Origin of the sequence: Paraburkholderia sediminicola (genome assembly GCF_046030555.1) — a bacterium.
Taxonomy (GTDB): domain Bacteria; phylum Pseudomonadota; class Gammaproteobacteria; order Burkholderiales; family Burkholderiaceae; genus Paraburkholderia; species Paraburkholderia sediminicola_E.
In genome coordinates this window covers 45,408-60,191 of record NZ_JAQQCH010000018.1, presented here as the reverse complement: position 1 = coordinate 60,191, position 14,784 = coordinate 45,408, and the positions used below count along the sequence as shown (strand labels likewise).

15 protein-coding genes and 1 tRNA gene are annotated in these 14,784 nt (G+C 60.6%); 11 read left to right on the top strand and 5 right to left on the bottom strand.

The window, feature by feature from the left end:
- Nucleotides 1-9: 9 nt before the first annotated feature.
- The 7 genes from petA to PQQ52_RS23885 all read left to right on the top strand — a co-directional run bounded on the left by petA (nucleotide 10) and on the right by PQQ52_RS23885 (nucleotide 5,906).
- Entirely contained in the window at nucleotides 10-630 is a 621-nt protein-coding gene (gene petA, locus PQQ52_RS23915; protein ID WP_408216916.1) for a ubiquinol-cytochrome c reductase iron-sulfur subunit, read from the top strand.
- On the top strand, nucleotides 630-2,009 hold the full coding sequence (locus PQQ52_RS23910; RefSeq protein ID WP_408216740.1) for a cytochrome b: 1,380 nt from the start codon (nucleotides 630-632) through the stop codon (nucleotides 2,007-2,009). The genes petA and PQQ52_RS23910 overlap by 1 nt, the downstream gene beginning before the upstream one ends.
- 22 nt (nucleotides 2,010-2,031) lie before the next feature.
- Nucleotides 2,032-2,787, top strand: coding sequence for a cytochrome c1 (locus PQQ52_RS23905; RefSeq protein WP_408216737.1), 756 nt, complete (start codon nucleotides 2,032-2,034; stop codon nucleotides 2,785-2,787).
- Nucleotides 2,788-2,881: 94 nt separating this feature from the next.
- Nucleotides 2,882-3,493, top strand: coding sequence for a glutathione S-transferase N-terminal domain-containing protein (locus PQQ52_RS23900; protein WP_006052302.1), 612 nt, complete (start codon nucleotides 2,882-2,884; stop codon nucleotides 3,491-3,493).
- A gap of 74 nt (nucleotides 3,494-3,567) precedes the next feature.
- Complete coding sequence (locus PQQ52_RS23895) at nucleotides 3,568-4,089, top strand: ClpXP protease specificity-enhancing factor (protein ID WP_408216735.1); 522 nt, start codon at nucleotides 3,568-3,570, stop codon at nucleotides 4,087-4,089.
- A 19-nt stretch (nucleotides 4,090-4,108) separates the two neighbouring features.
- Nucleotides 4,109-4,184: transfer RNA gene (locus tag PQQ52_RS23890), tRNA-Thr, on the top strand.
- A gap of 597 nt (nucleotides 4,185-4,781) precedes the next feature.
- Nucleotides 4,782-5,906, top strand: coding sequence for a methyltransferase (locus tag PQQ52_RS23885; RefSeq protein WP_408216733.1), 1,125 nt, complete (start codon nucleotides 4,782-4,784; stop codon nucleotides 5,904-5,906).
- A gap of 59 nt (nucleotides 5,907-5,965) precedes the next feature.
- On the opposite strand, the gene PQQ52_RS23880 is transcribed toward PQQ52_RS23885, so the two are convergent.
- The gene (locus PQQ52_RS23880; protein ID WP_408216731.1) at nucleotides 5,966-7,240 is read right to left on the bottom strand and encodes a TIGR03862 family flavoprotein; all 1,275 of its coding nucleotides are present in this window, start codon (nucleotides 7,238-7,240) and stop codon (nucleotides 5,966-5,968) included.
- Between the two features lie 373 nt (nucleotides 7,241-7,613).
- On the opposite strand from PQQ52_RS23880, the gene PQQ52_RS23875 reads away from it, so the two are divergent.
- On the top strand, nucleotides 7,614-7,823 hold the full coding sequence (locus PQQ52_RS23875) for a DUF1059 domain-containing protein (protein ID WP_408216728.1): 210 nt from the start codon (nucleotides 7,614-7,616) through the stop codon (nucleotides 7,821-7,823).
- Between the two features lie 79 nt (nucleotides 7,824-7,902).
- Here PQQ52_RS23875 and PQQ52_RS23870 read toward each other — a convergent pair whose 3' ends face one another.
- Nucleotides 7,903-8,223 carry a type II toxin-antitoxin system HicA family toxin gene (locus PQQ52_RS23870; protein ID WP_074282059.1) on the bottom strand — a complete coding sequence of 107 codons (321 nt, stop codon included), beginning with the start codon at nucleotides 8,221-8,223 and terminating at the stop codon, nucleotides 7,903-7,905.
- A 384-nt stretch (nucleotides 8,224-8,607) separates the two neighbouring features.
- Here PQQ52_RS23870 and PQQ52_RS23865 point away from each other — a divergent pair, with 384 nt between their 5' ends.
- Nucleotides 8,608-9,450, top strand: a complete 843-nt coding sequence (locus PQQ52_RS23865; RefSeq protein WP_408216725.1) for a class I SAM-dependent methyltransferase — start codon at nucleotides 8,608-8,610, stop codon at nucleotides 9,448-9,450.
- Nucleotides 9,451-9,491: 41 nt separating this feature from the next.
- Here the strand turns inward: PQQ52_RS23865 and PQQ52_RS23860 are convergent, their stop codons facing one another.
- Nucleotides 9,492-10,046, bottom strand: coding sequence for a DUF1415 domain-containing protein (locus PQQ52_RS23860; protein ID WP_408216722.1), 555 nt, complete (start codon nucleotides 10,044-10,046; stop codon nucleotides 9,492-9,494).
- An 85-nt stretch (nucleotides 10,047-10,131) separates the two neighbouring features.
- Nucleotides 10,132-10,773 (bottom strand): TetR/AcrR family transcriptional regulator, encoded by a 642-nt coding sequence (locus PQQ52_RS23855; protein ID WP_408216720.1) that lies wholly within the window; start codon nucleotides 10,771-10,773, stop codon nucleotides 10,132-10,134.
- 153 nt (nucleotides 10,774-10,926) lie between these two features.
- Here PQQ52_RS23855 and PQQ52_RS23850 point away from each other — a divergent pair, with 153 nt between their 5' ends.
- Nucleotides 10,927-12,210 (top strand): MFS transporter, encoded by a 1,284-nt coding sequence (locus tag PQQ52_RS23850; protein ID WP_408216717.1) that lies wholly within the window; start codon nucleotides 10,927-10,929, stop codon nucleotides 12,208-12,210.
- A gap of 195 nt (nucleotides 12,211-12,405) precedes the next feature.
- On the top strand, nucleotides 12,406-12,999 hold the full coding sequence (locus tag PQQ52_RS23845; RefSeq protein ID WP_408216714.1) for a nitroreductase family protein: 594 nt from the start codon (nucleotides 12,406-12,408) through the stop codon (nucleotides 12,997-12,999).
- A gap of 211 nt (nucleotides 13,000-13,210) precedes the next feature.
- Here PQQ52_RS23845 and PQQ52_RS23840 read toward each other — a convergent pair whose 3' ends face one another.
- The gene (locus tag PQQ52_RS23840) at nucleotides 13,211-14,686 is read right to left on the bottom strand and encodes an MFS transporter (RefSeq protein WP_408216711.1); all 1,476 of its coding nucleotides are present in this window, start codon (nucleotides 14,684-14,686) and stop codon (nucleotides 13,211-13,213) included.
- Between the last annotated feature and the right edge of the window lie 98 nt (nucleotides 14,687-14,784).

Sequence of the window (14,784 nt, the reverse complement as noted above, 5' to 3'; positions counted from 1 at the left end):
GGGCGTGTAATGCGAGACAAGGAAGATGAACGCGTCGACGGCGGCCGCCGTACCTGGCTGATAGCGACGACCGTAGCAGGTGGCATAGGAGGCGTTGCCACTGTCGTACCCTTTGTTAGTTCGTTTGCACCATCTGAAAAGGCCAAGGCGGCAGGCGCCCCGGTCGAAGTCGATATCGGTGATCTCAAGCCTGGTGACATGAAGACCGTTGCCTGGCGCGGTAAGCCGGTGTGGATCATCAACCGTACCGACCGGATGCTCGCCGATGTCCAGAAAGCCGATAACGAAGTAGCGGATCCTCACACCAAGAATCCTTTTTCGATGCCGTTGCCGGAGTACTGCAACAACGAATTCCGTTCGCGCACCGACCACAAGAATCTTTTCGTCGCCGTCGCCGTATGCACCCATCTGGGCTGTACGCCGACGCCGCGCTTCCAGGAGGGGCCGCAGGCCAATCTTCCTGACGACTGGCCTGGCGGCTTCCTCTGCCCTTGCCATGGCTCGACCTATGACATGGCCGGCCGCGTCTTCAAGAACAAACCTGCGCCGCAGAACCTCGACATCCCGCCTTACATGTTTACGTCGGCCACCGGCCTCGTGATCGGCAAGGACGAGAAAGGAGAAGCGTAATGGCGATCGAACATGAAGTAGAGACGACCGGGCTGGTCGGCTGGATCGACCGGCGCTTTCCTCTGACGTCCACCTGGAAGAAGCACGTTTCCGAGTACTACGCGCCGAAGAACTTCAACTTCTGGTACTTCTTCGGGTCGCTCGCGCTACTGGTGCTGGTCAATCAGATTGTCACCGGCATCTTCCTCACGATGAACTACAAGCCCGACGCGACGCTCGCGTTCTCGTCGGTCGAGTACATCATGCGCGAGGTGCCGTGGGGCTGGCTGATCCGCTACATGCACTCCACGGGCGCGTCGATGTTCTTCGTCGTCGTGTATCTGCATATGTTCCGCGGACTGCTGTACGGCTCGTACCGTAAGCCGCGCGAACTGGTGTGGGTGTTCGGCTGCGCGATCTTTCTGTGCCTGATGGCCGAGGCGTTCTTCGGCTACCTGCTGCCGTGGGGTCAGATGTCGTTCTGGGGCGCGCAGGTGATCGTGAACCTGTTCTCGGCGATTCCGTTCATCGGGCCGGATCTGTCGCTGTGGATTCGCGGCGATTACGTTGTCTCGGACGTCACGTTGAACCGCTTCTTCGCGTTTCACGTGATCGCAATTCCGCTGGTGCTGATCGGACTGGTGGTCGCTCACCTGGTAGCGCTGCACGAAGTGGGTTCGAACAACCCCGACGGCATCGAGATCAAGGCGAAGAAGGGCCCGGACGGCATTCCGCTCGACGGCATCCCGTTCCATCCGTACTACTCCGTGCATGACTTCATGGGCGTGTCGGTGTTCCTGATCATCTTCGCTGCGATCATTTTCTTCGCACCGGAGATGGGTGGATATTTCCTTGAGGCGAATAACTTCATTCCCGCCAATCCGCTGCAAACGCCGCAGGAAATTGCGCCAGTGTGGTATTTCACGGCGTTCTATGCGATGCTGCGCGCGACCACCGATCCATTCAAGATCGTGCTGATGATCATCGTCGCGTTGCTCGGCCTGTTCGCGCTGGTGCGGGCGCGCGGCAAATGGAAGCTCGGCTTGCCGGTGCTCGCGGTGCTGGTGGTCCTGGCGATGGCGTTCACCGAATCGAAGTTCTGGGGCGTGGTGGTGATGGGCGGCGCGGTGATTTCGCTGTTCTTCCTGCCGTGGCTCGATCGCTCGCCGGTGAAGTCGATCCGTTACCGGCCGTTTTTTCACAAGGTGTTCTACGGGATCTTCGTGCTCGCTTTCCTGACGTTGGGTTTCCTCGGCACCAAACCGCCGTCGCCTGCCTCGACGTTGATTGCACAGGTGTGTGCGCTGATCTACTTCGCGTTTTTCCTCGGTATGCCCGTCTGGACGAAGCTTGGCACGTTCAAGCAGCCGCCCGAGCGGGTGCGGTTCAAGCCCCACTAATCGCGAGCCCGGAGAACACGAAATGAAAAAACTGCTTTCGACGTGCGCGCTCATCGGCGCGACACTGCTCGCGGTGCTGGCAGGACCGGCGCACGCGGACGAGAATTTCCCTCTCGACCGCGCGCCCGATAACGCGGAGAATTTTGCTTCGTTGCAGCACGGCGCCCAATTGTTTGTAAACTATTGCCTGAATTGTCACAGCGCCAACCTGATGCGCTACAGCCGGCTGACCGACCTCGGCATTACGCCGACCGAAATTCAGTCGAACCTGCTGTTCACCACGGACAAAGTCGGCAACACCATGACCGTGGCGATGCGCCCGGACGACGCGAAAGCGTGGTTCGGCGCGAGTCCGCCGGATTTGTCGGTGGAAGCGCGGGCCCGCGGCAAGGACTGGCTGTACACGTATCTGCGCAGCTTCTATCGCGATAATACGCGGCCGACCGGCTGGAATAATCTGGTGTATGAGAACGTGAGCATGCCTCACGTGCTGTGGCAGCTTCAGGGGCAACGTACCGCGAAGTTCGGTGACGAAGTCGACGAGAAAACAGGCGAAACGGTGCACAAGTTTGTTGGCTTCCAACAGGTCACGCCGGGGACAATGTCGCCGGTAGATTATGATTCTGCTGTGGCCGACCTCGTGTCGTACCTGTCATGGATGTCCGAACCGACGCAGAAAACCCGCAAACAGCTTGGCGTGTGGGTACTGCTGTTCCTCGGGATCCTGAGCTTTTTCGCCTGGCGATTGAACGCCGCGTACTGGAAAGATATCAAATAATCACGCTGTCACCGGCGTGGGGCCGGCGCCAGGAAAAACCTGCGGTACGGTTTTTCTGCGCGCTGGCCTTTCAGCTTTTTGAGGAAACGTAAACATGATGGTTCTGTATTCCGGCACAACTTGCCCGTTCTCCCAGCGCTGCCGGCTGGTGTTGTTCGAAAAGGGCATGGACTTCGAGATCCGCGACGTCGATCTGTTTAACAAGCCGGAAGACATCGCTGTGATGAATCCGTACGGTCAAGTGCCGATTCTCGTCGAACGGGACCTGATTCTGTACGAATCGAACATCATCAACGAGTATATCGACGAGCGCTTCCCGCACCCGCAACTGATGCCGGCCGATCCGGTTCAGCGCGCTCGCGCCCGTCTGTTCCTGCTCAATTTCGAGAAGGAGCTGTTCGTTCACGTCGGCACGCTCGAAAACGAAAAGGGTAAGGCCGCTGAGAAGAATCACGAGAAGGCACGTCTTGCGATCCGCGATCGTCTGACGCAGCTCGCACCGATCTTCCTGAAGAACAAGTACATGCTCGGCGAAGAGTTCTCGATGCTGGACGTCGCGATCGCGCCGTTGCTGTGGCGTCTGGATCACTATGGCATTGAGCTGTCGAAGAACGCTGCACCGCTGATGAAATACGCCGAGCGCATTTTCAGCCGCCCGGCTTATATCGAAGCGCTGACGCCTTCGGAAAAGGTGATGCGTCGTTGAGTTTGGCTTTGGGGTGAGGGCGCCGCGTCTCGATTGTTTTCCGTGCGCGCCCAAACCCGGTAAGAGGACTGTTGATGCAAGAGATTTCCACCAAGCCCTATCTGCTGCGCGCGCTATATGAGTGGTGCACGGATAACGGCTACACGCCGCATATTGCGGTCCGGGTCGACAATCAGACACGCGTGCCGCGTCAGTTCGTGCGCGACAACGAGATCGTGTTGAACATCAGCTTCGAGGCGACCAGCCAGTTGCAGATGGGCAACGAATGGATCGAGTTCAGCGCGCGCTTCTCCGGCAAGTCGCACAAGATCGAAGTGCCGATCGCCAATATTCTCGCGATTTACGCGCGCGAAAATGGGCAGGGTATGGCGTTCCCGGTCGAGTCGGCGGGCGGCGAAGCGCAGGATTCAGGCGCCGACGCGGAACTGACGGACGAGACGGAGGTGCTAGCAGCACCACGCGCTACGGCGCCGCGCGCGGTCGAAGCGTCGCCGGCAGCCGATGTCGCCAAAGCGGATAGCGCGACGGATGGCCCGCAGCCTGACGATGATGGATCAAAAGGTGGCGGAAGGGCTCGCCTCAAGATCGTGAAATGAAGTAGAATCACGGCCTCATGCCGGCTTAGCTCATCTGGTAGAGCGCTTGACTTGTAATCATGAGGTGGCGGGTTCGAGTCCTGCAGCCGGCACCAGTTGTACGAAAACGGGTTTCTGAAGAATTTCAGAAACCCGTTTTTTTTATTCCTGGCGAGAAATCAGACAAGTTGGACGTGTGCCGGTAGTGCCCGGCGCAATGCGACGCGTGAGCGGCAGCAGCGGAGCCGTCGGCGTCTACAAATACTGGCGGCAGCGGCCATAATATTGCTCGATTGGCGCAACGTTGGAGCCATGCGAATATGCGGCCGCGGGAGCTTCGCCGCGAACAACCGGAATGCTGTCCGGGCCCGCTGGGCTTGCATTCGGCGGCGGCTGCCTGGCGCTTCGGAAACGCCAAAAATTGTCGATTGATGGTGCTGGTCGAGGCGGGAAAGGGCTCATTTTTGCCGGATCTCATTCACCTTGTCGATCGTGGACTTTTTAGTCCAGAATACGCCGGCAAACCATATCAAAGGGTGCTCCTATCTGCCTCATCCCGGCGGCCGCCAACAGATACCGTCCCGCGACCCCGACCGGGAGAGGTACTATTCGGGCGTCAGTCGGCATCACTATCCGTTCAGTTCGGCGGGCAACGCCCCCCGAGACGCGAGATTTCACCGCGTCACTCCCGCACAACACATCCCACCTTCACCATGACCACCCCCGCAACCATCACCTGGCCCGAAGCCGACGGCCCACGCACCGCGCGTTGGCGCTCCGAAGCTGCGGTGCCGCCGCCCAAACGCGTCGTTGTCGCGGATGACCGCACAACTGCCGACTCGGCCTACCGTCTCGCCTGCGAAGGTACGGCGCTGCTGTGGAACGGCGATTTCCAGAACGCTCGCCAACTGTTGCAGGCGGTCACGCGCCGCCTGGAACGCAAACCGCGCAAGCAGGGCGAAACACCGATCGACGCGTTCAACCTGCATCGTCAGGCACAGTCGCAACGTGCCCGCACGCTTGGCATGATCCTGATCCCGCTCGACGCCGCTTACGGTATCCCGCTGCGCCGCGCGCCCGAAGTGCAGCAGGCGTGCATCGAAACTTATGGGCCGTCTGCCGACGAAGCGTCTGTCGTATCGCTGCGCGAATTGCTCGGACTGATCGGTGCGCACGAGTGGCGCAAGAAGGGCGTGGAAATTCCTCTGCTGGGCGAGCGCATTCATCCGCACTACGGCGTGTTCTCGCCAGTGCGCGGCGAATATGTGGATCTGGTCGCGCGCACGCCGTTGCCGTCTCTGAACAAGGCGTTCGATATCGGCACCGGCACTGGTGTGCTGGCCGCGCTGCTTGCCAAACGCGGCGTGAAGAAAATCGTCGCGACCGACCAGGACCCGCGAGCGCTTGCCTGTGCGCGCGAGAACCTCACGCGTCTCGGCTACGATCAGCAGGTCGAGGTCGTGCAAGCCGATCTGTTTCCGGAAGGCCGTGCGCCGCTGGTGGTCTGCAATCCGCCGTGGGTGCCGGCGCGACCGGCATCGCCGATCGAATACGCGGTCTACGATGCGGAAAGCCGTATGCTGCTCGGTTTCCTGAACGGCCTCGCGGAGCATGTGTCGCCGGGTGGGGAAGGCTGGCTGATCATGTCGGATTTCGCCGAGCATCTCGGATTGCGCACACGCGAGTGGTTGCTTGCAGCCATTGAAAAGGCTGGGCTGACCGTGGTTGGTCGCGAGGACATTCGTCCGCGGCACCCGAAGTCGACCGATGAGACCGATGCGCTGCACGCGGCGCGCGTGGCTGAGATGACGTCGCTCTGGCGGTTGAAGGCGCGCTAAATGATGTCGCGCAAGGAAGCGCGATGACGTGCAATAAGGCGCCGCTGAAACGCGGCGCGTCAGACCGGCACGCCGCGCGCCCTGAGATACGCTAATGCGCCGCGGCCCGCTACTAGCCCGCTGGCGAAGCAGGCGGTGAGCAGATAACCGCCGGTCGGCGCTTCCCAGTCGAGCATTTCGCCCGCGCAGAACACGCCGGGTAGGCGCTCGATCATCAAATGTCGATCGAGTGCCTCGAAAGGAATTCCGCCGGCGGTGCTGATCGCTTCCGCGATAGGCCGGGCGCGCGTGAGCCGCACCGGCAGTGCCTTGATCGCGTGCGCAAGACCGTTCGCGTCGGCGAAGGCGTCCTTCGACAGGATCTCGTGCAGCAGGGCCAGTTTTACCCCACTAATCCCGATTCTGCCGTGCAGGTGAGTCGACATGGAGCGAGAACCGCGTGGTCGCGTGACCTCGGCCACGACACGCTCCAACGTCAAGCCTGGCGCCAGATCCAGCGCGATCATGACGTCACCGTCGGCCAGAATCCGCTCCCGGATGACTGCCGACAACGCATAAATCAGACTGCCTTCGAGGCCGGTTTCGGTCAGAAGTATTTCACCTTGTCGATTGTGGACTTTATTGTCTACATCGGTGAGCGCGATCGCTATCGATTTCACTGGCTCGCCGGCGAAACGCTCACGCAGATAGGGGCTCCAGTCCGCCTCGAAGCCGCAGTTCGCGGGCCGCAGCGTCGCAACCGGCACCTCGCGTGCGCTTAGCAGCGGCACCCAGGCAGCGTCGGATCCGAGCCGTGGCCAGCTCGCCCCGCCGAGTGCGAACACCACGGCATCGCAGGTCACGGTTTGCTCGCCTTGGGGTGTTTCGAAGCGCAGCATGTGCGCAGCGGCGGTGTCGCCGCCGTCGTTGTCCCAACCGGTCCATTTGTGTCGCATGTGAAAACGCACACCGGCTTCTCGCAACCGATGCAACCACGCACGCAACATCGGCGCCGCTTTCATGTCGGTCGGAAAAACGCGCCCCGAACTGCCGACGAACGTTTCGACACCCAGGCCATGTAACCATGCCCGCACGGCGTCAGGACCGAACGTGTCGAGCAACGGCGCGATCTGTTCGCGGCGCGCGCCGTAGCGGCCGAGAAACGGCTCAAGCGGTTCTGAATGCGTGATGTTCATGCCGCCTTTGCCCGCCATCAGGAATTTGCGGCCAACGGACGGCATCGCGTCGTAGACGTCGACCTGTAAGCCATGCTGGGCGAGCGCCTCGGCGGCCATCAAGCCGGCGGGGCCGCCGCCGATCACGGCGATGCGGGCGGAATCGAAGGAGGATGGCATGCGGTCCTGCGGATGAGCAGAGGGGCGGCGCGATGCCTGATCTGACGATCGGGCGGCGTGAAGGGCGCTATTTTCACACCGTGAGCAGCGCAGGGCAAACGGGCCGTCGTATGCCGGATCCGCTGGCTGAAAAACGCTGGGTTCGGGCGGTTTCGTATCCGCCCAGTTTGCGTCCGCTGCTTTGCAATCTCCACACGCGAACTATACTTTTCAAACACCTTCCATCGACCGCAATCCGCGTCTTCCTCGCGTCAAACTAACCGTCGTTTTCATTCCGCCCGACGTTGCCAATGCTGCCACGTCGCGGCTCGCGACGTGGTCTGCGGGCCTGCTGTTCGTTTGGATGTTTCGACGTTTGATCAAGGAGATTGTCATGGCTCGCAAATACATCGACTGTCGCGAGTTCCCGAGCGAAATCAATTGCACCGTTGCCCTGTCCGCCGACAGCGAGAACGAATTGCTCGACGCGGCCGTGCAGCATGCCGTTACGGTGCACAAACATACGGATTCGCCGGAACTGCGCTCGCAACTCAAGACGCTGTTTCATGAAGGCACGCCGCCGGTCGAGGCGCCGCGTGCGTGATTCGTCGTCCTTTTCCTTGAGGATTGGGTCGGCAGATCAGTTCGAGCGGCGGCGAGCCGCTCGTGCTGGTCGCGGACGCCTAGCCGGGGTAAGCCTCATCCACCTTCAGGCCGGCCAGCTTGAAGATGACCCGCAGCGTTTGCGGTTTGATGTCGCGGCGCGAAGCGAGCGTCGTCATCACGAAGTCGAGCACTTTCGCGTACTTAAGCATCGTCAGGCATGTTTCCATGTCGACGCTGCCATCGCGCATGACTTCAGCTAGTCGCAGCATTTCGGTGGAGATGTCGCGCGCCATTTCCAGTTCGAGCTGCTGCTTTTCCGACCACGCGGGCGCGGCGGTGAGCTTCGCGAGCATTTCCTGAAATTTCTGTTCGACGTTTCCGTTGGGTACCGTGTCCATTGCTGCCTCTTCTATTATCCAGGCGCACGTCCGTTTGAGATCGCGGCGCGCTGCTGGTTACGTAACGTTCGGTCCGTGTTCCGGGACCGTCCTCCCCACATGCTTTCGGTTCGCGCGATTGAAGCCACGGCCGGCAGCCTGTTGTTATGCGCGACGCGGCCTACGCCATCGTGTGAGCCGGCCCGCAAGATGCTTTCAAGCCACATCGAGAACGTCCCGCATACCGCCTTTTGAGCAGGAAGTGTTCCAGGTTTGTGGTGTTTCTCGCATGGTTAGCGCGGCTCCTTAGGTGAGCGGCCCGCGCTTTGGGTAAACTGGCAGCAACTTTTCCTTTTTTCCGTCATCTGTCGCACGTTCGCGCTGCAATCGATGGCGGTCCCCACGATGTCCAGCAAAACGCACGAAATCCGTCCGAACCAATCCGTCGAGTTGTTGAAGGAGCTTCATATCCTGACGCGCGACGGCAAGATGAACCAGGACAGCCGCCGCAAGCTGAAGCAGGTCTACCACCTGTTCCAGTTCATCGAGCCGCTGCTGAAAGACCTCAAGGAGCAGCAGGGCGCGGTGACGCTCGTCGACCACGGCGCGGGCAAGTCATACCTAGGTTTTATCCTGTATGACCTTTTCTTCAAGGAGTTTCAGGACGCCGCGGGTGGTGCTTCGCACATTTACGGCATCGAGACGCGTGAGGATCTCGTGACGAAATCCGAGGAACTGGCCGACCGGCTGGGCTTCAAGGGGATGTCGTTCCTGAATTTGTCGGTGGCGGAGTCGATTACTTCAGAGCGTTTGCCGGCACAGATCGATATCGTGACGGCGCTGCATGCGTGCAATACCGCCACTGACGACGCGCTCCGGTTTGCTCTGGAAAAGCATGCGAAGTACATCGTGGTCGTGCCGTGTTGCCAGGCTGAGGTGGCGGGGGTGTTACGGCAGAACAAAGGTAAATCGCTGGGAAATGCGTTGACCGAGATCTGGCGGCATCCGCTACATACCCGGGAATTTGGAAGCCAGATAACCAACGTGCTGCGCTGCCTGCAGCTGGAAGCACATGGCTATCAGGTGAGTGTGACCGAGCTGGTCGGCTGGGAACATTCCATGAAGAATGAACTGATTATTGCCCAGTTTAAAGATCTGCCAAGACGGCGGCCGACCGAAAGGCTTAATGAAGTGATGGAAACACTGGGAATCGAGGAACTGAAAGACAGGTTTTTTGTTTCTGCCTGATCTGTACTGCGGCGGTGGCTTTTTCGAAGCCACCACGCGAACTACATTTTCATCAATTCATTCCAGCCTTTGAGACCGATCCGCCGAAGGGTCTCCTGATTTCGCTCATAAATATCTTCCGCATCGGGAAAGGCCTGAACCGCCCGTTCAATACTATTCTCGCGAAGCAGATGAAAAATAGGATAGGGCGCACGATTCGTATAATTCTCGATATCGTCGGGTTCACTGCCTTCAAACTGATAATGAGGGTGAAAGCTGGCAATCTGAATAATGCCTTCCAGCCGAAGTTGCTTGATCATCCTTTCGGCAAAAAACAGGCCATCGTTATAATCGAGAAAATCGCCGAGCGCCTGCGGAAAAATCAGAAGCGTGGTATCCACCATTTCAGGATTTGCCGCGACCAGCGCCTGAATCTCGGTTTCGAGATCGGTTAAAACCGCTTCCCTATCCACAGCGTCGCTAACGGCATAGCGAATCTGCCCCTTCACATGCACGGCCTTGGCAAAAGGGCACAAATTGAGCCCAATCACCGCCTCTGTCAGCCAATGACGAGTGGCGGCGATAACAGCATCATGAGATTCGACGGGCGACGACATGGCAGGCAGCGAAAGGGGAAAGTTGTCATTCTAACGGCGCGGAACGGCACCGATCCGCGCCTAGCCGTAACAGGACGGCAAAACCTCAACGAGCCGGCGACCCGCCGCACGCCGCGGCAATCAACTGCGCCGCCATCTTCGGTGCGACAAGAATGGGCCCACAGCCCGGGCCGTAGGTCTGGCTGGCCGCGTACACGCCTTCGATCATCAAACCCAGCCCATTGGCCAGCGCCACCGGATCATCAGCCCCTGCCGCGGTCGTCAGCGCCAGAAGCCGCGCCATCAGCCGTTCCTTGTTGCGAAACACGAATTGCCGTGCTGGATGCGTCGCGTCGGGAAACTCCACCGATACATTCACGAAAGGACAGCCGCGGTAGTCGTCGATCGATGCACGCACCGCCAGGTCGTCGAAATATTGCTGAAGCTGCTTCGCGGGCTCGCCTGGATGCTTCGCGAAGCTCTTCTCCACGTAGCCGAAAAACTGCTCGTCCTTTTGTTCCAGATACGCCATCACCAATTCGTCCTTCGACGAGAACTGACGGTACAAACTCATCTTGTTCACGCCCGCGCGCTCCACGACCGCGTCGACGCCGACCGCCCGCACACCCTCGCGATAAAACAGTTCGTCCGCGGCGCGCAACAGATGCTGCTGCGCCTGCGGGCCGGCAGTCTGCGTGCCGCGTACTCGCCTTGTTCCGGTTGGCTTGAGGGTTTCACTGTCGGACATGGACTACCACCTGAATTGAATTGACGCCTTGACATGTTACCGAGCGGTCACTAATATCGCAACACTCATTGTGACAGATCTGTCACAAGTCCTTTACCGAAGTTGTAACGATACGAGCGGCGCGGCCTGCGGCAGGCGTCGATTGGAGAACCGATGAACTGGGCAGCGAGACTGATTGGCGGGCGTTTTCACTACGGCTGGTTGACGGTGGCGGTGGTGTTTCTGGTGTTGCTTGCGGCAGCCGGCACGCGCGCCACGCCGAGTGTGATGATGGTGCCGCTGGAGCATCAATTCGGCTGGAGCCGCGCGACGATTTCGCTCGCGATCTCCGTGAACATTGCGCTCTATGGCCTGATGGGGCCGTTCGCGGCCGCGGCGATGCAACGCTTTGGCGTGCGTCCCACTTTGCTGATCGCGCTCGGCACGATGGCGGCTGGTGTGGCGCTATCATCGCTGATGACGCATCCGTGGCAGATGATTCTGATCTGGGGCGTGATGGTCGGCGGCTCGACGGGTGTGGCGGCGCTGTCGTTGTCCGCGACGGTCGTGACGCGCTGGTTCACCACGCACCGTGGCCTCGTGATGGGGATTCTCACGGCCAGTTCGGCGACCGGCCAACTGGTGTTCCTGCCGATGCTCGCGGCCATCGCCGAGCACTACGGCTGGCGCCAGGTGGTGTGGGTCGTCGCGGGCGCGGCGGCGATTGTTTTGCCGCTGGTCGCGTTTCTGTTGCCGGAGCGGCCAGCGGATATGAAGCTGCGCCCGTTCGGCGAACCGGCCGACGCGCCGATCTCCGCGTCAGTGACGAAGCAGAACCCGCTGGCCATCGCCTTCGGCACACTTGCGATGGCGAGCAAGACGCGTGACTTCTGGCTGCTGTTCTTCAGCTTCTTTATCTGCGGGGCGAGTACTAACGGTTACGTCGGCACGCATTTGATCGCGATGTGCGGCGACTACGGCATGACCGAAGTGCAGGGCGCCTCCTTGCTTGCCGCAATGGGCATCTTCGATCTGTTCGGCACGACGCTGTCGGGCTGGCTGTCGGACCGCTTCAATAGCCGCGTGCTGCTGTTCTGGTACTACGGCCTGCGTGGTTTGTCGTTGATGTATTTGCCGCACGCGTTCGGCATCGATTTCTTCGGCTTGCCGTTGTTCGCGGTGTTCTATGGTCTCGACTGGATCGCCACCGTGCCGCCCACCGTGCGTCTCGCGACCGATGTCTACGGCAAGGAAGCGGCGCCGGTCGTATTCGGCTGGGTGGTTGCTGGCCACCAACTCGGAGCGGCCTTCGCGGCACTCGGCGCGGGCATGCTGCGCGCGAGCCTCGGTACGTACACGGTGGCGTCGATGATCTCCGGCGGGCTGTGCCTGGTTGCCGCCGTGATCGTGCTGCGGATCAACCGGCCGGCCAAGGTGCCGGAGCCGCAGGCCGTCTAAAACCGCGCCATTGGGCACGGCGCACAAGGCGAAGCAGCCGAACAGGCGTGAACGGCCTCATGCGGGGCCGTTTGCCATTGCAGCCGGCGTGAAAACTAACTGCGCACTTGTTGGAGCGCGAGTGGCTCAGCCCGGTTATGCTATGAGACCCCGGGCAGCCGCCCGTCGATCATGAATTTCGACCGAGAGAAGCGCATGACCAACAAACCCGCCCCTACCGCAGTTGCCATTCACGAGCTGATTGCAGGTCGCTGGAGCCCGCGCGCGTATTCGAGCGAGCCGGTGAGCCGCGAGAATCTGCATTCGGTGCTCGAAGCGGCACGCTGGGCGCCGTCTTCGTATAACGCGCAGCCTTGGCGTTTCCTCGTATTCGACCGCAGCGTCGATGAAGTCTCATTCAAGCAGGCTTTCGCCACGCTGGTGCCGTTCAACCAGGGCTGGAATGCGCCGGCGCCGGTGCTGATCGCGGTGACCACGCACACGCTCACCAACAAGGGCGAAGTGAACCGTTGTGCGCCGTACGACGCGGGTGCCGCGGCGATGGCGCTGGTGCTGCAGGCGCATGCACTGGGACTCGCTGCGCATCAGATGAGTGGCTTCGATCCGGCCGCGTTCCGCACGGCGTTCAAGCTGCCGAACGACGTTGACGTGATCGCCATGATCTCGATTGGCCATTACGGTGACGTCGATAAGCTCGATCCGGTGCTGCGTGAGCGCGAGAAGTCGGTGCGTCAACGTCTGCCGCTTGCCGACATCGCTTATGGCGGCGGCTGGAAGAAGGCGTTTTGAGTCGTTCTGAGCATCGGCAGCCTTGGTGGTGACAAAAACGCGCGGCGCTGACCGCGCGTTTTTTATTCCTCGTTGCCCGCGGCGCTATAAGGCGCGTGGTTTGGCTCCGCCGTCCACGTCGCTACAAGGCGCCTGATTCGTTCCCCGCCGTCCACGTCGCTCAAGGTGTGTGATTCGTTCCCCGCCGTCCAGGTCACTCGAAGCGCGCGGTTCATTCCACGTCGTCCGCGACGCTCGAAAGTGGCGCGGCGACATTCTCGAGCGACTTGCGCTCCGCGTCCACGCCCCATATCGCAGCGATCGCCGCAGCCGCAAGCATCAGCCCCGAGCCGACCAGATAGCCCGAAAACACTTCGCTGCGCTGATGCGTATCGATCAACCGGCCGAAGAATGCCGGGCCGATGATGCCCCCTAGCGCCGTACCGAATGCGTAGAACACCGCGATCGCTAGCGCGCGGATCTCCAGTGGAAACGATTCGCTGACCGTCAGATACGCCGAACTCGCAGCTGCCGAGGCGAAGAAGAAGACCACCATCCACGCGATCGTCTGCGTGACGACGGTGAGCATGTGCTGCTCGAACAGATAGCCGCTCAGCGTCAGCAGGATGCCGGACAGCGCGTAAGTCGTAGCGATCATTTTGCGTCGCCCGATGACGTCGAAGAGCCGGCCGAGCACCAGCGGTCCAAGAAAGTTGCCGAGCGCGAACGGCAACAGATACCAGCCAATGTGGTCACCCGGCACATGATAGAAATCGGTCAACACTAGCGCGTAGGTGAAAAAGATCGCGTTGTAGAAAAACGCCTGAGCGGTCATCAACGACAGGCCGACCAGCGCGCGCCGTCGGTGCACATTGAACAGCGTGTGAAACACCTCGCGCAGCGGCGTATGTCCGCGTGCGCGCAGTCTTAGCCGCGTGAGGTCGTCGTCGGAGAGTGCATGGCCTTCGTTGCGAAAGCGCGTTTCGATGCCTTCGACGATCGAACGCGCATCGGGTTCGTCACCGTGTGTGAGCAGCCAGCGAGGACTTTCGGGTACCCAGATGCGCATCGGCAGAATCGCCAGCGCCAGCACCGCGCCGATGAAGAAACAGGCGCGCCAGCCCCAGTCGCCCGGCAGCAAATTCGGATCGAGCAGGATCAGCGAGCCTGCGGCGCCGAGTCCCGCGCCGACCCAGAAAGTGCCGTTGATGCCGAGATCGGTCCAGCCGCGTACCCGTGCCGGCGTGAATTCCTGGATTGTCGAATTAATCGCCGTATATTCACCGCCGATGCCTGCGCCGGTCAGAAAGCGAAACAGCAGAAAACTGGCGAGATTCCACGACAGCGCGGTCGCCGCGGTGGCGGCCAGATACAGCGCGAGTGTGATGAAGAACAGCTTGCGACGGCCGAGCCGGTCGGTCAGCCAGCCGAAACCAAGCGCGCCAAGCACGGCGCCGCCAATGTAGGCGCTACCGGCAAGGCCCACGTCGGCGTTGGTAAAGTGCAACGCCTGGCTAGACTTCAACGCACTTGCCACAGCGCCCGCCAGCGTCACCTCCAGACCGTCCAGCAACCACGTTACGCCCAGCGCGACAACGATCAGCGAGTGAAAGCGCCCCCATGGCAAACGGTCGAGTCGCGAGGGCAAGTCGGTTTCAATGATGGCGGCGTTTTTCTCGTGGACAACGGCGGTAGGCGGCGCGCTCATTGCTGTAAGTCTCCTGATTATCGAAAATTGGCGGCGTATCCTGTCGAATTCAGCAATTTTTGTTCCGTCGAGCGGGTTTTGGACAGTGTTGCGGGCGT